17 protein-coding genes are annotated in these 19,931 nt (G+C 28.2%); all 17 read right to left on the bottom strand.

Translation table 11 applies throughout. The features are described from left to right. Positions 1–15 precede the first annotated feature (15 nt). Positions 16–3,555, bottom strand: a complete 3,540-nt coding sequence (gene nifJ / locus ABID14_RS00085; RefSeq protein WP_354366380.1) for a pyruvate:ferredoxin (flavodoxin) oxidoreductase — start codon at positions 3,553–3,555, stop codon at positions 16–18. 297 nt (positions 3,556–3,852) lie between these two features. Continuing rightward, positions 3,853–4,773 (bottom strand): HPr(Ser) kinase/phosphatase, encoded by a 921-nt coding sequence (gene hprK, locus ABID14_RS00080; RefSeq protein WP_354366378.1) that lies wholly within the window; start codon positions 4,771–4,773, stop codon positions 3,853–3,855. A 2-nt stretch (positions 4,774–4,775) separates the two neighbouring features. Continuing rightward, complete coding sequence (gene uvrC / locus ABID14_RS00075) at positions 4,776–6,626, bottom strand: excinuclease ABC subunit UvrC (RefSeq protein WP_354366376.1); 1,851 nt, start codon at positions 6,624–6,626, stop codon at positions 4,776–4,778. A 2-nt stretch (positions 6,627–6,628) separates the two neighbouring features. Further along, on the bottom strand, positions 6,629–8,386 hold the full coding sequence (locus ABID14_RS00070; RefSeq protein WP_354366374.1) for an aminopeptidase P family protein: 1,758 nt from the start codon (positions 8,384–8,386) through the stop codon (positions 6,629–6,631). A gap of 89 nt (positions 8,387–8,475) precedes the next feature. Further along, the gene (locus ABID14_RS00065; RefSeq protein WP_354366372.1) at positions 8,476–10,536 is read right to left on the bottom strand and encodes a sensor histidine kinase; all 2,061 of its coding nucleotides are present in this window, start codon (positions 10,534–10,536) and stop codon (positions 8,476–8,478) included. Between the two features lies 1 nt (position 10,537). Further along, a complete protein-coding gene (locus ABID14_RS00060; protein ID WP_354366370.1) occupies positions 10,538–11,236 on the bottom strand; it encodes a response regulator transcription factor in 699 nt (232 codons plus the stop codon). A 242-nt stretch (positions 11,237–11,478) separates the two neighbouring features. Beyond that, positions 11,479–12,345: a glycine betaine ABC transporter substrate-binding protein gene (locus tag ABID14_RS00055; protein ID WP_354366368.1), complete on the bottom strand. Its 867-nt coding sequence runs from the start codon at positions 12,343–12,345 to the stop codon at positions 11,479–11,481. Positions 12,346–12,374: 29 nt separating this feature from the next. After that, on the bottom strand, positions 12,375–13,217 hold the full coding sequence (locus tag ABID14_RS00050; protein ID WP_354366366.1) for an ABC transporter permease: 843 nt from the start codon (positions 13,215–13,217) through the stop codon (positions 12,375–12,377). Further along, positions 13,214–14,431 (bottom strand): quaternary amine ABC transporter ATP-binding protein, encoded by a 1,218-nt coding sequence (locus ABID14_RS00045; RefSeq protein ID WP_354366364.1) that lies wholly within the window; start codon positions 14,429–14,431, stop codon positions 13,214–13,216. The genes ABID14_RS00050 and ABID14_RS00045 overlap by 4 nt, the downstream gene beginning before the upstream one ends. Positions 14,432–14,733: 302 nt before the next feature. Further along, a complete protein-coding gene (locus ABID14_RS00040) occupies positions 14,734–15,411 on the bottom strand; it encodes a DNA alkylation repair protein (RefSeq protein ID WP_354366362.1) in 678 nt (225 codons plus the stop codon). 11 nt (positions 15,412–15,422) lie between these two features. Beyond that, positions 15,423–16,094 (bottom strand): DUF2815 domain-containing protein, encoded by a 672-nt coding sequence (locus ABID14_RS00035; RefSeq protein WP_354366360.1) that lies wholly within the window; start codon positions 16,092–16,094, stop codon positions 15,423–15,425. A gap of 227 nt (positions 16,095–16,321) precedes the next feature. Continuing rightward, entirely contained in the window at positions 16,322–17,395 is a 1,074-nt protein-coding gene (locus ABID14_RS00030; RefSeq protein WP_354366774.1) for a DUF2871 domain-containing protein, read from the bottom strand. Beyond that, positions 17,382–17,978: a TetR/AcrR family transcriptional regulator gene (locus ABID14_RS00025; protein ID WP_354366358.1), complete on the bottom strand. Its 597-nt coding sequence runs from the start codon at positions 17,976–17,978 to the stop codon at positions 17,382–17,384. Before ABID14_RS00025 ends, ABID14_RS00030 begins: the two co-directional genes overlap by 14 nt. Next, positions 17,971–18,390 carry a hypothetical protein gene (locus ABID14_RS00020; RefSeq protein ID WP_354366356.1) on the bottom strand — a complete coding sequence of 140 codons (420 nt, stop codon included), beginning with the start codon at positions 18,388–18,390 and terminating at the stop codon, positions 17,971–17,973. The genes ABID14_RS00025 and ABID14_RS00020 overlap by 8 nt, the downstream gene beginning before the upstream one ends. Positions 18,391–18,498: 108 nt before the next feature. Beyond that, complete coding sequence (locus tag ABID14_RS00015) at positions 18,499–18,975, bottom strand: AI-2E family transporter (RefSeq protein ID WP_354366354.1); 477 nt, start codon at positions 18,973–18,975, stop codon at positions 18,499–18,501. A gap of 17 nt (positions 18,976–18,992) precedes the next feature. After that, entirely contained in the window at positions 18,993–19,490 is a 498-nt protein-coding gene (locus tag ABID14_RS00010; protein ID WP_354366352.1) for a GNAT family N-acetyltransferase, read from the bottom strand. A 21-nt stretch (positions 19,491–19,511) separates the two neighbouring features. After that, a complete protein-coding gene (locus tag ABID14_RS00005; RefSeq protein WP_354366350.1) occupies positions 19,512–19,751 on the bottom strand; it encodes a hypothetical protein in 240 nt (79 codons plus the stop codon). Positions 19,752–19,931: the final 180 nt, after the last annotated feature.

Below are 19,931 nucleotides of genomic sequence, written 5' to 3'. Positions count from 1 at the left end.
ATATATTTAATTAAATTATTCAGCGTCATTTCTTGCTAGATTAATATAACTTTGATATCTTTCCATAGCATTTTCTTCTGCTGCTTCATAAAGTCTTTCTGCTCTTTCAGGGAATAATTTCTTAAGTGAAGTATATCTAACTTCTCCATCAAGGAATTCTCTATAAGATTTAGTAGGTTCTTTAGAGTCTAGAATAAATGGATTCTTTCCTTCATTCTTAAGTTCAGGATTAAATCTATATAGATGCCAGTAACCTGATTCAACAGCTTTCTTTTCTTCCTCTATTGAGAAGCCCATACCTACTCTAATTCCATGGTTTATACATGGAGCATAAGCGATAATTAATGAAGGACCATTATAAGCTTCAGCCTCTTTAATTGCTCTATAAGCTTGGTTTTTATCTGCGCCAAGAGCAATTTGTGCTACATAAACATATCCATAAGTTGTAGCCATTAGACCCAAATCTTTTTTCTTAGTAATTTTACCAGAAGCCGCAAATTGAGCTATAGCTGCTGTAGGAGTAGATTTAGAAGCTTGTCCTCCTGTGTTAGAGTACACTTCTGTATCTAATACTAATACATTTATATCTTCACCAGATGCTAGAACGTGGTCAAGTCCGCCATATCCAATGTCATATGCCCAACCATCTCCACCGATAATCCATTGACTCTTCTTAATTAAGAATTTTTCAAGGCCTTTTAGAGTTTCGATGATTTCATCTGCTTTTTCATCTCCAAAGTTTTTGTCCAATGCTTTTAACACTTTTGCACTTGCAAGTTTAGATGTTTTATAATCATCTTTACTTTCAATCCATTCGTTGAATACTTGATTTGTTTCATCGTCAACGCCAAGATTTATAAATTCTTCCATTAAATTCTTAATTCTATCTCTAGATTGAACTTGAGAAATAGCCATACCAAAACCAAATTCAGCATTATCTTCAAATAATGAGTTAGCCCATGATGGACCATTACCACAAGAGTCTGTGCAATAAGGCATTGATGGAGCAGATCCACCCCAAATTGATGAACAACCAGTAGCATTGGCAATACTCATTCTATCACCAAATAATTGTGTAACAAGTTTTACATATGGTGTTTCACCACAACCAGCACATGCTCCTGAAAATTCAAGATAAGGTGTTTGGAATTGTGAATTCTTGAAGTTATTTGGTTCAATTTTTTCTTCTTTAGACTCAACATTATTTGATGCATATTCCCAATTAATAATTTGAGTGTTAATCTCATCTTCATATGGACTCATAACAAGAGCTTTTTCCTTTGCAGGACAAACTTGTGCACAGTTACCACAGCCTGTACAATCAAGTGGTGAAATTTGAATTCTATATTCATATTCTTTTAAGTCTTTTCCAAGAGCTTTCTTAGTTTCAAAAGTTGATGGTGCTCCTGCTTTTTCTTCTTCATCTAATAAGAAAGGTCTAATTACAGCATGAGGACATACTAATGAACATTGATTACATTGAATACAGTTTTCAACTTTCCAATGTGGTACATTGACTGCAATACCTCTCTTTTCGTAACGGCTTGTGCCTGAAGGGAAAGTACCATCTTCCATTCCAACAAATGCAGATACAGGTAAGTCATTACCTTCTTGTCTATTCATAGGAATTAGAATATTATTGATAAAGTCAGGTGCTCCAGCAATTTTATTGTTCATAGTGTCGTCGCAATCTTTCCAAGAATCTTTAACTTCGATTTTTACTAAAGCATCGATTCCAGCATCAACTGCTTTATAGTTCATTTGAACTATATCGTCACCTTTTGCACCATAATCTTTTACAATAGCTTCTTTAAGAAGTTTAGTTGCTTGTTCAATAGGAAGTACTTGGGATAATTTAAAGAATGCAGATTGCATTACCATGTTTGTTCTTCCACCAAGTCCAACTTCTGATGCTATTTTAGTTGCATTGATTGTGTAAAATTCTATTTCATTTTCTGTGATATATTTTTTCATATATCCTGGTAGATGTTCTTCTAATTCATCTTCAGACCATACTGTGTTTAGTAGGAATTTACCACCTTTTTTAAGTCCTCTAAGAAGATTATATGAATAAACATAAGATTGCTTAGAGCAAGAAATAAAATCAGTTTCTGTCAATAGATAAGTTGAAGTGATTCTATTTTCTCCAAATCTAAGGTGAGACATTGTAACGCCACCAGATTTTTTAGAGTCATAATCAAAATATCCTTGAGCATACATATCAGTATTATCTCCAATGATTTTGATTGCAGATTTATTTGCACCAACAGTACCATCAGAACCGAATCCCCAGAATTTACATCTGATAGTTCCCTTTGGTTCAGTTGTAATTTTTTCTTTAATTGGAAGTGATTTATTTGTTACATCATCAACAATACCAATTGTGAAGTCATTTTTAGGATTTTCTTTTTTAAGATTATCAAATACAGAAAGGATATCAGTTGGGTTAGTGTCTTTGGAACCTAGTCCATAAATACCACCAACAATAACTGGTTTCTTTTCTTGTTCATAAAATACATTTCTTACATCAAGGTATAGGGGTTGTCCATCTGCACCTTTTTCTTTAGTTCTATCAAGAACTGCAATTCTTTCTACAGTTTCTGGAATTGCTTCTAAGAAATGTTCTACAGAGAATGGTCTATATAAGTGAACTTTAAGTACACCAGTTTTTTGTCCCTTATCATTTAGATAATCAACTACTTCTTCTACAGTTTCTGTAACAGAACCCATAGCGATAATAATATCAGTAGCATCTTTCGCACCATAATATGTGAAAAGACCATAATCTCTACCTGTTAATTTTGAAATTTCTTTCATATAATTATCTGTTATTCCAATAATATCAGTATAGAAGTTATTAGATGCTTCTACTTCTTGGAAATAGATATCTGGGTTTTGAGCTGTACCTCTAATTTCAGGATTAGATGGATTTAAAGCTCTTTGTTTAAATTCTTTGATTGCCTCTTTATCAACTAATTTTTCAAGATCTTCATAATCAAGAACTTCAATTTTTTGAATTTCATGTGATGTTCTAAATCCGTCAAAGAAATGAACAAATGGTACTCTTCCTTTAATAGCTGATAAATGTGCAACTCCTGCTAAGTCCATAGACTCTTGAACAGATCCAGATGCAAGTAAAGCAAATCCAGATGCACGAGCTGCCATTACGTCTTGGTGGTCACCAAATATTGAAAGTGCATGAGAAGCAAGAGCTCTTGCTGCTACGTGGAAAACTCCAGGTAGTAATTCTCCTGCGATTTTATACATATTTGGCAACATAAGTAATAAACCTTGTGAAGCTGTATAAGTAGATGTTAAAGAACCAGCTTGAAGTGCACCGTGAACAGCACCAGCTGCTCCTCCTTCAGATTGTAATTCTTTTACCATAACTTCTTGTCCAAAAATGTTTTTTCTTCCATGAGAAGCCCAAGCATCAATGTGCTCAGCCATTGGAGAAGAAGGTGTTATCGGATAAATACAAGCAACGTCCGAAAAAGCATATGCTACGTGAGCGGCTGCTTCATTACCGTCCATTGTTTTAAATGTTTTTGACATATTAGCCTCCTAATTTGTTTAATTTTATTAATATAAAATAACCATACTATATATAATTATAGAACTTATTAAGGAATAATTCAATAATATAATTAAAATTTATTTTCTGCAAATATTGCAATTAGTGGATTGTGGAAGATATTCCGTAATATGGAATGTCACAAACATTATGTTTTTAACATATTTATATTAAAACTTGTCCAAACTATTATCGTAATAGATTAATCTAAAATACGTGATCACACGTATAAAATATAAATTTATATTTATTTAGAAATAGTTTTAATCTAATCAAAATCAAATATTATCTTTTTTATTTTTTAATATTCTAGCATTTAATTCAATTGCAGGATTGTGTCCTAATTCTTTTTGTTTATAATTTTTAGTTGCTACTTCAACTATCATTGCAGTATGTCTGCCAGGTTTAACTGGGATATCAAATTTTGCCACATCTATACCCAATAAAGTTTCATGATTATTAATTATTCCAAGTCTTTCATATTCTTTAGATTCGTCCCAATCTTCAAGATTAATAATAATTTCAATTGATTTTTCTTCCATCACAAAACCTACACCATACATTTTTTGAATATCAATTATACCTACTCCTCTAATTTCCATAAAATGTTTTGTTATGTCAGGTGATTTTCCAATTAGTCTTTGATCAATATTTTTAATAATTACTGAATCATCGGCAATTAACCTAGCACCGTTGGTTATAAGGTCTAATGCAGTTTCACTTTTTCCAATCCCACTTCTTCCTTTTATTAAAACTCCCACACCATAAATATCTAGTAGTACACCGTGAACTCTTATAGTAGGTGCCAAGTCCTCTTCAATATGCGAAACTATCTTTGACATTAATTTAGCAGTAGGTTCTTTACTTTTTAGTAGTGTTCTGTCATGTTCTTTGGCTAGATAATACGCTTCTTCAAAAACTTCATTGTTTCTTGAAAAAATTAGACAAGGAATATTATATTGAAACAATTTATTTAAGGATTCTTTAATATTTTTATCATCGAGTGAATTTAAATAATGCCACTCTTGTGTACCAATTACTTGTATTCTCTCATTGACAAATTTATTAAAATGCCCACATAATTGTAAACCAGGTCTATTTATTTCACTACTATTAATAATTATTTTGTCATAATCGCTGGATTTGTGTACTATTTCTAGGTCATAATTTTCGACAAGATCTTTTAATTTTACTGTCATTTTTACTCCTTTTTAAAATGATTATATAAAGAAGTGGCACTTGCTTTATTCATGGATTCAACTTCTAATAATTCATCTATAGTTGCACTTTTTATTTTATCAATGGATTTGAAATGTTTAAGAAGATTTCTTTTTCTCTTTGGACCAATAAGCTCAATATCATCGAGCTCAGATTTAAACATAGTTTTGTTTCTTAAACTCCTGTGATAATTAATAACAAACCTGTGAACTTCTTCTTGTATTTTGTAAATCATTTTATATCCTTTTGAATCAACTGGAAGTCCATACTCCACATCATTATAAATTATACCTCGAGTAGTATGAAATTCGTCTTTCACAAGTCCACAAACATCTATATCAATACCAAAGCTGTCTAGGACTTCTTTTGCAACATTGACTTGCCCCTTTCCACCATCCATCATAATTAAATCAGGGAAATTTGAAAAGGACGATTCTTTTAAGCTTTTTTTCTCTTCAACTCCGCGTCTAAATCTTCTTGTTATAACTTCTCTATGGCTGCCGTAGTCATCCGCACCTATAATTGTCTTAATCCTAAATTTTCTATAATCACTTTTCTTTGACTCTCCATTTTCAAACACCACCATCGAACCGACAGATTCTACTCCAGATATATTAGAAATGTCATATGCTTCGATTCTTTGTGGAATTTTGTCGAGGTGAATTAAGTCTTTTATTTCTTCAAGTGCCAATAAATTTGTTTCAAATCTTTTTGCATACTTATCTCCGTATTTATCTATCATATCAATAGCATTTTTCTTTACCATACGAACAAGCTCACGTTTTGTTCCTTTCACAGGTACGGTGATTGTTACTTTATTTCCACGCCTTTCTGTAAGCCATTTTTCTATAGTATCAAAATCTTGTGGTAATTCTTCAATAATAATTTCTTTAGGAATATAACTTGCTCCAATGTAAAATTGCTTCATAAAAGATGATAATATTTCTTTATGACTATCATTATAATAATCTTTTATTAAATAATGTTCACGTCCAATAATTTTGCCATTTCTAAAAAAGAAAATTTGTATTAACGCTTCATCAACACCTTTTGCAAGTGCAATTATATCTTTATCATCTTTTGCTTCAGGATCTGATATTAACTGTCTTTCTTTGAGATACTCTAAATTTTTAATTCTATCTCGTATATCTGCAGCTTTTTCAAATTCTAGATTTTTTGAATATTCTAACATTTTGTTGTTAAATTTAATTATAAGTTCATCATTAGAACTGGATAGAAAATTCAAAATTTCATCTATCATTTTATTATATTCGGAGTCATCGACATTTCCAATACATGGTCCCACGCATTTGCCAATATGATAATTTAAACATGGTCTGAAATTTTCTTTTTCTACATTTTCTAAATTTAAATTGCAAGTTCGTAGTGGATAAATTCTTTCAAAAGTATCTATGGATTCGTTAACTGCGAATACATCTGGATAAGGCCCAAAATATTTAGATTGATCTTTTAAAATTCTCCTTGTTTTTAAAACTCTAGGATAGCGTTGGTTAGTAGTAACTTTAATATATGGATACTGTTTATCATCTCTTAATAGAATATTATATTTTGGTAAGTTATTTTTTATTAAGTTAGATTCAAGTACCAAAGACTCAACTTCATTTTCTACTATGATATATTCAAAATCGTGAATCTTAGAAACCATATTAGCTACTTTTTTGCTACTTTTCCCATAGGAACCAAAATATTGTCTAACTCTTTTTCTCAGTGATTTAGCTTTGCCTACATAAATAATTTCATCTAATTCATTTTTCATTATATAAACTCCCGGTTTGTCCGGAAGTTTGTCGAGTCTTTCCTTCAAATCTTTCAAATTTATCTGACAACCTTTCTAGTTGCATGTTTTAGCTCTTCTAATTCTTTACCATGTAATAATGGACTTAATTTTTCAAAAACTTCTTTGTGATATTCGTTTAAAACTTCTAACTGTTTATCACTCAAAAGATTTATATCTATAGCATCTAGTTCAAATGGGCAATATGAAATAGTTTTAAATTTATGAAATACAGAATCCACAGTCTCAGAATCCTCTATAACTCTCATTATATTTTCAATTCTTATACCATGTTTAGATTCTTTATAAACTCCAGGTTCATTAGATACAACCATGCCTATTTCCATCTTTGTTGGTTCTTTGGCTCTAGTAATACTTTGTGGTCCTTCATGCACAGACAATACAAAACCTATTCCATGTCCTGTACCACATTTATAATCCTGTCTATCTTGCCACATTTCATATCTTGCAATACCATCAAGTGCTACATCATAAGTGTCTTTTAAAAATACACAATCCATTAAATTCAAATGGCATTTAAGAGTTAAAGTATAATCATGTATCTCTTCTTCAGTCAAATCTCCCATTGCTATAGTTCTTGTTATATCTGTCGTTCCTGAATAGTATTGTCCACCTGAGTCAACTAAATAAAAACTTTTATTTTTAATCATTGATTGCTGATTTTCATTGGCACTATAATGCATCATCGCAGCGTTTGGTCCATATGCAGAAATAGTTCCGAAAGAATTTGAAATATATAAATCGTCACTTGCTCTAATAGCATCTAATTTTAGTTGAGCATCATATTCTCCAATTGGTGATTCTTTAACCTTATCTTTAATCCAAGTAATATATTTGAAAAGGCTAGCTCCATCTCTTATATAAGTGTCTTCTAAATTTTTGATTTCTATTTCATTTTTTATAGCTTTTAAATTTGAAGAGATATTATTTCCTTCAATAATTATATTCTTTTTAGACAATATGGAATAAATTCTGTGATTTATGTTCTTAATGTCCAAGTATATTTTTTCGTCCTTATACCCTTCTAAATAAGAATAAAAATCGTCATATTTTTCTATTTGAACATCATTTAGTTTGTCAGAAATCAAAAGAACTTTATTTTTATCTGTAAATAATATAATTTTATTCTTTTCTATAATCAAAAAAGAAATTAACACAGGTGTATCTTCAATATCTTCAGCTCTAATATTTAGTGTCCAACAAATATCTACTAGAGATGAAATTACGGTTATCTCTGCTCCTTTTTTGTTGATGCTATTTCGAATTTCATTAACTTTGTCAACTCTAGATTTACCTGAATATTTCAATTCAAGAATAAATGCTTCTTTTGCTGGCAATAAAGGTCTATTATTCCAAATATCTTTTATTAAATCTATATCAACAATATTTATATTTTTGCTTTTCAACTTGGAATATATATTTTTGTAACTGTCTTCAGAAAAATATTCAGCATTTAGACCAATAGTATTTCCATCTGAAATATTTTCTTCAATCCACTCATCATAATTTAAAACACCAGCTAAACCCTGTTTTTTTAATTTAAAACCAGTAGACTTAATTTGATTTTCAGCTTGAATATAGTATCTCCCATCTGCCCACAAAAATGCATCATCTTGTGTAACAACTGCAATACCTTGAGATCCAGTAAAACCAGTTACAAATTCTCTTTCTTTGAAGTAATCTGGCAGATATTCTGACCCGTGAGGATCATTAGTTGGTATTATATAAAAATCTATGTTATTATCTGCCATGCTTTTTCTCAATTTATCTAAAATCATATAATCACTTCCTTGTTTTAATATTATCACAATAAAACCCTTACTTAAACATAAAATAAGACTAAGAGCAAAACTCTTAGCCTAAAAAATTAAAATTCAATAATTGTCTTAAATAAGTCACCATCAACTTCTATTTTAAAATCTGCTCCATGTGCCTTTACAAAAGAAGAAGCAATTGAAAGACCAAGTCCTGAACCAGCAGTTGTTCGAGATTTTTCTCCTCTAGTAAATCTTTCTATTAATTCGTCTTCAGAAATACCAAGTTCATATTTTGATATATTTTTGATAATTAAACGCACATTTTCATCATTATATAAATTAATATATACTCTTGAATTTTCAAGTGCATATTTGCTTATATTTGAGAAAAGATTATCTAAAACTCTCGAAAATTTCTGCCCATCAAGTTCTAAAATAACTTTCTCCTCTGGAAGATTTGAAACTAATTTTATATTTTTTTCATTAATCTTATCTTCCCATTCTCCAATAGATTGTTCTACTAAGGACTTAAAATCTAATTTTTGTTTAGATAACTCTATATTATTGGAACTAGCTTTTGATACATCAAATAAATCTTCTATTAAAACTTTAAGTTTTAGAGATTTTTCATTAATTATTTTTGCATATTCTTTTTTGTCTTCCAAACTGCTATCCGAATTATTAATTAAATCTGAAAAATTAATAATTGAAGTTAAAGGAGTTTTTAAATCATGACTCACATTAGTTATAAGTTCAGTCTTCATTCTCTCTGATTTTATGGCATCTTCGACAGCTTCGTCTAAATTTGAAGATATATTGTTGAAGTTATCAATTATTCTATCAAACATATTGCCTTTTTTTTCAATTTTGTTTTTGTAATTTCCCATCACAATTTTATTCGATTCAAAATTAATTCTTGAAATTTCATTCATGAGTTTTATTGAAATATAATAAAATAAAACAGATAAAATTATTAAAAGTAAAGTCAATTCAGGCGAATTTACAATAAACATAATAATAAATAACAAAATTAAAGTCACAATTAAATATTTAATAGAAAAATCTCTTTTTAATTTTAAAAATTGGTCTTCATTTAAATCTTTATTAAAAGAATCATTATAAACATCGAAAGATTTTTTTATTCCTCGACCTATTAAAGAATAATTGACAACATAATTTTCTACATCTTTTATAAACATAGTTTTAAAATTAATTATTAGATAAAAGATAGTCAACGCTATGATAATATTGCCCAATACTGTTAGTAGTAAAAATAATTCTGGAATATTATTAAATAATTGCCATGATATAATATTTGAACTTGTAAAGGTGAATATTAAAAATAGTATGCCTACAAATTCTATAGGTAAAGTGAATATTGACTTCAATTTACGTGAACTATCTACTCCTTTAGTTTTAATAAACAAAGCAAATACAGTAGATAAAATCAAATTGCAGAGAATAGATAAAATCATAACAGTTTCTAGCGTGATATTAAACTTCTCAGTTTTAATATTTTCAAAAACAGGATCATCTAAATTGCCATAATAAACAAATTTAAGATTACCAATGTTGTATCTATTATTAATCCCGCTAAGCTCAGTTTTTATTAATTTCTTAAATTCTCGTGGTAAATTTTTATAATCAGATTTATTTAATCTTTCCGAAACTATGGTTTCCTTTATAATTACTTTGTCATTATTGACAATACCTCTTATCCCAAAATCTTTTTCAACTAAACTTAAAGTCTCGGGGTCAAATTGCTCTCCTATATCATCATTTGTCAAATAAAAGGTCTTATACTCACTGTTCAATTCATTATTATATTCATATTCATCAATATAATTATTGGGATTTAAACCCTTTTCTTTCAGTTTATCAATCTTTTTCTGAGTATCAATTAAATCCTGATCTCTTACTTCATCACCAAATGAATCATAATATTTTTTCTTATAAGATTTAACAGCGTAATTGAACAAACTGTCATCTTCATATACATCATCTTCCAAAGAAGAAGATATTGTCTTTGTAATAAAATAGTGAAAATGATTTTCAATTCTAGTATTATTTATATTAGCCTTATCTTGTAAATAAAAGCCTACAAAAACCGAAATAACAGCAATTAATAATAAAGATATTATCAAATTTCTTAAATTATATTTTTTATCCATGTTATAACCTCCTTGGATCTTCAAACTTATACCCTAGTCCCCACTGTACTTTCAAATACATTGGTTTTTTGGGGTTGACCTCAATTTTTTCACGAATTCTCCTTATGTGGACAGTTACAGTTTTGGCTTCAATCGCAGGCTCATTCCATACAGTTTCATAAATATTATCAATAGAAAAAATTTTATTTGGATTTTTCATTAAAAGTTCCAAAATCTTATATTCAATGGATGTTAAATTTACAGCCTCTTCATCTACGTATACTATTTTTTGATTTAAATCTAGTTTTATATTGCCAATCTCAATATAATTTTTGTCGGATTTCAAATCATATGAATAAAATCTTCGTAAATTACTCTTTACTCTTGCAATAAGTTCCATAGGGTTAAATGGTTTTTGTATATAATCATCTGCACCAATATTTAGACCAAATATTTTATCAGTATCTTCAGATTTGGCAGATAAAATCAAAATAGGAACCACAGAAATTTCTCTAAGCTTAATTATAGCTTCTTCCCCCGATAGATTAGGCATCATCAAATCCATAATAATTAAATCAATTTTTTCGTTTTTAAAAATATCCAGAGCTTCAAGACCATCATAAGCATAAAAAATTTTAAAATTTTCATTTTTTAAATAAATACCAATTGATCTTGCAATTTCCTTATCATCCTCAGCTATTAAAATATTATAAGTTCTCATAAATCCTCCTATGATTATATTAACAAATAGTTATTACAAAGAATTGTATTAATTATTAAGAAATTCTTAAATTATGTATTTTAAATATAGTTTATCAGAAGAAAGGAATTTAAATAAAGGATTATTGCTTATTATTCATCATTTAATATATTTACACAGAATAATTTATGATTTATTTTCGATAAAAAAACAGAGGCATATTTCAACCTCTGTTATATATATTTAGTTTCAATATATTCTCTTTATTTTATCCATTCATCAACTTTATCTTGATTATTGTCAATCCATTTTCTTGCAGCTTCTTCAGGTGACATCCCTTCAGAAATATCCAACATTACAGACTCAATATCATCAACACCCCAATGAAAATTATCTATAATATTAAATAATTCAGGTTTATCATCTTTCAAGCCTTTTCTAGCCATAGTTTTAATTTCTTCTTCTCCACCAAAAATACCTTTAGAATCTTCTAGATATTTTAGGTCATATGTTTGAAATTTCCAGTGCGGTGACCAACCAGTCACTACTATATCTTCTTCATTTGCATAAGCTTGCCCAAGTGCAGCCACCATTGCCCCTGAAGATGATGGTGTGAGTTTCCAATCAGATAAATTATCATATTCTTTAAGAGCTTTCTCTGTTGTAGCAACCACACCTGCACCAGCCTCAATACCTGTTATTTCTTTATTAGCTTCGTCACTTAAGTCTTCAATTGAATTTACATCCATATATTTTGGCACCACTAAACCTATTTTAGCACCTTCTAAATTTGCTCCCAAGTCATCAATTTTATCTTTATATTTATTATATTGATCTTTATGCGTAACTGGCAACCATGCTGATACCATTGCATCTATTTCCTTGTTAGCAAGTCCACTCCACATTATAGCATTATCTAAAGGTGTGATTTCAACTTCGTAACCTTCATCTTCTAAAACTAGCTTTAATATATTTGTAGAAGCTATTTCAGTATCCCATTCAACATATCCAAGTTCCACTACTTCTTTATCACTTTCTTTATTATCTAAAGAATCATTTGAACAGGAAACAATTCCCATCATCAAAATAAACAACGTACATATAAAAAATAATTTTTTAAAAAATTTCATAATTCTCCTTACTATTAATAAAAATTCAATCAATTATTAGAATTAAAAGATTGAGTAAATCTATCCATAATAATTGCTAATACAACTATACTTAAACCTGCAACAAAACCAGGCCCCACGCTTGCTCTTTGCAAAGCAGATACTACATTGCGACCTAAACCAGGAGCACCAATCATAGATGCAATTACCACCATCGATAAAGACAACATTACAGTTTGATTAACACCCGCCATAATTGTATTTCTAGCAAGAGGTAACTCAACTTTAAATAATTTTTGTAACGACGTGGCACCAAAAGATATGGCAGCTTCGTCAATTTCTTTGGGTATTTGTCTAAGTCCTAAAGAAGTAAATCTAACAGTTGGTGGAAGCGAAAATATTATTGATGACACCATACCAGGCACTACACCAATTCCAAAAAAAGCAACAGCCGGAATTAAATAAACAAAAGCAGGCATTGTTTGCATAAAATCTAAAATAGGTTTGATAATTGTTTGAGCAATTTCTTTTTTTCCTGTTAAAATTCCAAGAGGTATTCCAAGAACAATTGCAAAAAAACTAGAAACCAAAATTAAGCTTAAAGTACTCATAAATTCAGGCCATAAATCTTGGTTGTAAACAAAATTTAAACCCAAAAATACAAAAACTCCAAAACCCCACTTTTTATTTTTTCTATTAATATAAAAAGACAAGAAAGTTAAAACTATGATAAATATAAATGGATTAATTGAAAGTAATACAGAACTTAATTTTTCAATTATCCATTCTCCAGATGAACTAACACCATTAAAAAAACCACCCAAAGAATGTGTTGCCAATTCTGTCACAGACTCAATCCATTCTGAAACTTTAATTTTTTCTATGTGCATCATCTATTTTCACCCGTATTTTCATCAAGTATTTCAAATATATCTTTTCTAGTTACTATCCCAACTAATTGTCCATTATCGTCTTCAATTACCACTGGAGTAACTGAATCTTTTAAAATATTGTAGACATTATCTATTGTGGAATTTTTAGATTCTCTCGGTAAATCAGTATTTATAAAATCATTTATAGATTTAATGTCTTTATTATCTAAATATTTTTTCAAATCAGTCTGTTCTATGAAACCAATCGCTTTATTATTACTATTTTTCACTAAAATATTTGTATAATTATCTTCGACCATAATATTATATACTTCATTTAATTTTTTATTATCGTCATTTATATCAATAGTAAAATCAGGTTTAGACATAATTTTATCTATCTTTAAAACCTTAGTTCGATCTACATTTTTAACAAATTGTTTTACATATTCATTTTTTGGATTAGTAATAATTTCTTCTCCAGTGCCAACTTGAACAATTTCGCCATCTCGCATTATAGCAATTCTGTCTCCTAACTTTAGAGCCTCATCTAAATCATGAGTTATGAATACAATTGTCTTTTTGACCTTGTCTTGCAACAGCAACAATTCATTTTGCATATCTGATCTAATTAAAGGGTCAAGAGCGGAAAAAGCTTCATCCATTAATAATATCTCTGGATCATTAGCCAAAGCCCTTGCCAATCCAACTCTTTGCTGCATACCTCCAGATAATTGGTCAGGATATTGATCTTTATACGGAAGTAGTCCAGAACTTTCTAAAGCCATTTCTGCCTTTTTTTCTCTTTCATTTTTATCAATATTTTTAATCTCTAATCCGAATTCCGTATTTTCCAAAACAGTCCTATTTGGCAGTAAAGCAAAATTTTGAAAAACCATATTGATAATATTTCGTCTAAAATATAGTAGTTTATTTTTATCAGCATTAATTACTGATTCATTGTTAATTAATATATCGCCATCAGTAGGCTCAATTAACCTATTCATCAATCTTATTAATGTAGATTTACCACTACCACTGAGTCCCATTATTACAAAAAGTTCGTCTTCATATATATCAAAAGTGGCACCACTAACTCCTACTGTAGCACCTAGCTTACTAAAAATTTCTTCCTTACTTTTACCTTCCCTTAAAAGTTTTTTTGCATCTTTTTCTTTTCTTCCAAAAATTTTAGTAACATTCTTACAAGATATCTTTATTTTTCTACCGCTCAAATAAAATAATCCCTCCATTTAGTTTTTTTAAACAAAATTGCATTAAACTTTACATTAAAACCGTACCATATAAAAAACAACATTTCAAATTAGAAAAATATTGTACAACCTTTTCATACTGTCAACCACAAGGGATAAAAAATTTTGAAATTGTGGATATTATTATTTGAAATTTTTTAATTAAAACTCAATATATTTATATAAAAATCTATATCTTAAATATTATCTTCAAAATAAATTTCAATAAAAAATCATCAGAAAATACTTACAAAGTATTCTCCAATGGTTTGTATAATAATAAATTATTTAATTAACAAAGATTTTAAATATATTTTTTGCAATTTAGAAATTCTGTTACTTTCTCTACCCTTTTGAATTGTTTTATTATGCACCCAAGTATTTAATAGATTATTTTCTAAATAACTAATAGTATAGTTCCACTTTTTAGCAAGAGCTGTGGCATAAAACCATGCTATCATCATATTCAAATAGTATTCATCAGAACAAATGTTAGCTGGTATTTCTAAAATATTACTTTGAAAATCATTGTCTAAAAAATGTGTCATAAGCATTTTTAAGGCAAATCTTTGTGTATAAATATGATTATGATTTACCCATTCATTTATTTTTTTTAATAAAATCTCTTTATTATTTTTAAAAATCTTCGGACTAATCACATCACATACAGCCCAATTATCAACATAAGGCAGAAATCTTTCAATTTCAATAATAGTCTTATCAAAATCCTTAACATTAGAAATCAAAATGCTATGTAGCATATTTTCATCATAATAATAATGTGGCAATTCCTGAAGAAATAATGAAACATCCAAGTTTTTACTTAAATCTTTTGCTAATTGTCTTAGCTTTGGCACTCTAACCCCAATAACTTTCTCTCTTTCAATATTTGGTATTAACTTACTTTGAAAATTCGCATATCTTTCATCTTGAAATTCAAATAAAATATCTTGTATATTCATGTTGATAATAATTAAATAAAAAGACTCTTTGCATTATTGCTAGAACTTGTACGAATAAAACCTTGAATATATCTACTAATACCTAATTTATTATTAAAATTATATGGATGAAAATTGATCACAATTTCTCCTATATCTCCAGTGACAATTCTCTCGTTTGGGCTTAATAAATTGCCACTTTTATCCCTAAGAACAACACCAAAATTCTTCTCTTCATCTTCGCCAACTTTTACATTTCTCATCAAAATACCATTGCCGATAAACTCTGGAAGAAATTCTCTAACTTTATGTTTCTGAGAATTAATAAAATCATTTTTGTTGAGAAAGACACTTTCTTTCTTATTGGCAGTCAGATCATCATAAGAAAAATCAGCCGGGAACTTGCCAGTATTTTTACCCATTTCAAAAGCATGCATATAAGCTTTCTGAATTTCTTCTATTACCTCTTCATCATTTGGGATTACAACTAGAGTAGAAGGATCTACAGTTGATTTATCAATATCTACAGGTGAAATAGTAGGAAAAAGAAGCTTAACATCTTTTATTCTTACAGTAGAATTAATACTTTTGGCTTTTCTATTTCCCAAAACATTTAAATTATAACTATTATCATTTGAAAATAAATTTTCAATTTTAGATAATCTCTTGTCTAAATCTTTTAAAATTTCATCAATATTATTCATAAAATACTCCTTAAAATACGTGAAAATATATAATTAATAATTATTATATTAATCATAGCACAAAAAGACTTAAAAACCTTTAAAAAATAAAGATGGCTATGTACAAAATTATGATATTTATACATAACCATCAAATTTTTTTGTCCAATAATATTAAAACATCAAAAACATCAAAACAAAGTTTATTCATATGAATTTATATTTAGTTTAATTGCGACAATTAATTTTTAAGATTCTTTTATAATTTTTAATTCAGATAATTTTTTGATTTTTAACATGGTCCATATAAATCCAATCCCTAATAAAGTATGGCCTATACCTGATATTCCTGATAATGCTGCTATATTAATCGTATCTTGTCCCTCACCTACTACATCATAAATACCATAAACCGTCATTGTTGCAATAGTAGTTATTAATCCAATATTGTAAATATATAGTGTTCTTTTTAATTCTGACAATTTGTCTAATCTAAAATTTTTCACCATTAAATACATGAGTAATAAAACTATAAAACCTAATACTAAAGTATGCACATGAATTTTAGACAAATGGTTATCTAGTGTGTAATTAAAATATTTCGTAAATTCTCTATAAAAAACTCCACCTGCTAATCCCATCACTAAATATGTTAAAGACATATCAATTAAATTTGAAATTTTAAATTCTTTTATAAAATATTTAAATCCTTGAACTACAATTAGTACATATGCAATTGTCTTTGGAATCATAAGTGCACCAAGCGCTGGCATTTTATCTACCCATAAAACTACTGGTATATAGAATAAGAAACTTAAAAATATTAATAGACTCATTTTTTCAAGTCCAACTACATTCTTTTTATTATATGTCCAAATTATTAATAGTATTCCCATAATTAAAAATGGAATATTGCGAATTATACCCATTGTATAATTTTCATTTGCTCCCCAATTATTTTGAGGTGATAATATCAATATAATTCTAATAGCTGTCAATATAAATATTGTCCATTTTTTCTTACTATCATAATCTTCTGAAAGTAAACTATAATAGAAATAAAACAATAAATAAAAAACTGTCATAGTAATTCCTGTGATGAATTTACCCCACGAAAGAGCTGCTTGATATTCTATAAATCCTGAAGGACTTAAATGAGCCATTACTCTAGGTAATAAATGGAAAGCATCTCCAACACCTAATAGTATAGCCATCCAACCAAAAAGTTTAGCACCTTTTTTAGGACTTAATATCAGTCTTATTCCCAGACCAATTACCACAATCAAATAAGTTATATCAAATAAAGATTCAATTAATCCCATCAAAATTTATACCTCCCTTTAACCATTCAATATATTTATTAAAATGAATTAAAAATTCAGAACTGCTCCATGAGTTTAAATAATTTCGCTCAATTAAATTATGAATAATAGCCTTAATAAACTGCATTTCTTCACCCATTATAAAAGTATTTTCATTTGTTTGTGAATTTGTCCCTAAAATTGACACTTGATTTATTTTATATTTTTGCCAACCTTTTTCCAACTCTGGTGTCCAGTATAAAAATTTATTTTTGTAAATAGAATATGTTTCAGGGTCAAATAAAATTTTACTTAACTTCTTTCCATATTCATCTAAAGATAAAAATACATCATAGGCATTATTTTTTAATATTTTTAAAAACAATTTATGAATATCTACTGTTTCTAAATCTAAAATCATAAAATAAGAATCTTCTAAATTTTCAAAATATTGGTAAAAACTTCCTCTTGCAATATCTAATTTTTCTACAATTTCTTTTACATTGGCATCAAAAATCGTTTTATTGCTAAATGTTTCTTTCAAAACTTCAACTATTTTTTGTTTTTTATCTTCATTTAAGTTTAAAAATGTATCTTTAGGCACGAAATACCTCCTTAATTTGTTTTTTCTCTACAAAATATTTAAGTCCTGCTGCGAATAAAGCAACTCCAAGTCCAGTGTAAAATATAAATAAAAATAAAGCAGGTAAATTGGCAAATTTTCTCAACACGATCCCAAAAGTCATCATGAAAATCATAATTATATAACTTTTTTTGTCTAAAAATTTCCACAATTTTAATTCTTCATCTTGAAGAGACATTATTCTTTTCACATTCTTAGTTTGAAGTGGTGAAAATATCTTAAAATAGAACAAATAAAATATTAAAATAGATATTGGTATAAAAAATAAAGCATTTGCGTTTAACTCAATATATGCTTCTAAACCAATTTTTGTCACCATAAACCCTGTAAACATCCACAATAATCCAGCAATAACTATTAAAACTTTCTTCAATTTTCTTCCCCCTTATATGACACAGTGTCATTAGCTATATTATACATGACACAATGTCATTTTACAAATATAAAAAACTCCTATTATTAAATATTGGAGTTTTAAATCTTATTCTTCATATAATTCTTTCTTCAAATCCATAAGAACTGAAACTATTACAGAAACTATCGCACCTACTAATGCTCCAATTGCCGGAGTAAAAACAACCATACAAATTATTGTAATAATTAATGAATACATAGGTTTTAGACCTACACTTTTACCTAATATAATTGGTTCAAGTATTTGCTTTAATATAAATGTAATTATAAAAAGTAATAATAATATTAATACTAATTTCGTATCTCCATTAAAAAATGCTACGACTGACCAAGGTATTAGTACAATACCTGCTCCGATAACTGGCAATAAATCAATAATACTTATAACCAAGGATATTAAAATATAGTGGGGAATATTTGCAATTTTTAAACCAAATAGCAAAACTAAAAAATTTATTAAAGATGAAAAAATCATCGCTTTAATTAGTTGCTTAAATCCAATTCCAGTTTTTTCTATAAATTCTTTAATTATATTATTTTTCATTACTCCGCTCCTTGTTTCTAATAAATATTTATCCATTTGCCAAACATTAAAGATTCAACAACTTTATAATAACCCATATTTGTAAAACCCAATTTCTCTAATAGTTTTATGCTAAAAGTATTATCTGGATGACAAAAACATATAAACTCATGTTTTGGAAATTTAGAGTGAAGTATATCAATTAATTTAGAAACTGATTCAAATCCATATCCTTTATTCTGAAATTCAGGAGATATAGTATAACCTAGAGATATTGTCATGTCCTTTGGCATTATTAAAATTTCACCAATTATTTCATTGGTTTCTTTAATTGCTATTGCTAGCAATGTATTAGTTTCAAGGTTAATATTTTTATCCAAATTATTTAAAACTAGTTGGGTAATCTCTTTTTTGCTTTTTGCTTGACCTCTTTGGTATCTATAACATATTTTATTATTTCTATATTTATAAATTGAACTTACATCATCAATCATTACATTTCTTATTATCAAATTTTCAGTAGTGATTTTAAGCATAATCTCACCCTATATATTTAATTACTTCTTAAACTTTTCTAATATAATTAAACCCTCATCATCAGGTTTATGATTGTTATTTTTAAAATTATACCCAAATTTTTTATAAAAATTGACGGCTGTTCTAGAACAGTTTGATATTTCTAATTTTTGGCGTATATAATTTAAAGAATAATCTTTTATATTAGATAGAGTCAAAGTTTCAATAATTAATTTAGAAACCTCAGTTGCATAACTATTTTTAAATCTAATTATTTTCATACGTACCTCTTCGTTTTTTATTATAATCGAGTAGGGGCTAACCTGTAGCCCCTCTCACACCACCCGTACGTGCCGTTCGGCATATGGCGGTTCAATATTTCCTTGTATCATATTATATATTTCTGATGTATCTATTTAACTCTATTCTTTTTGTATCCGAACCTCGAGGACTGAATACGT

The organism is Peptoniphilus olsenii (assembly GCF_040545475.1).
GTDB classification, from domain to species: domain Bacteria; phylum Bacillota; class Clostridia; order Tissierellales; family Peptoniphilaceae; genus Peptoniphilus_A; species Peptoniphilus_A olsenii.
This window is presented reverse-complemented; position numbering and strand designations above follow the sequence as displayed.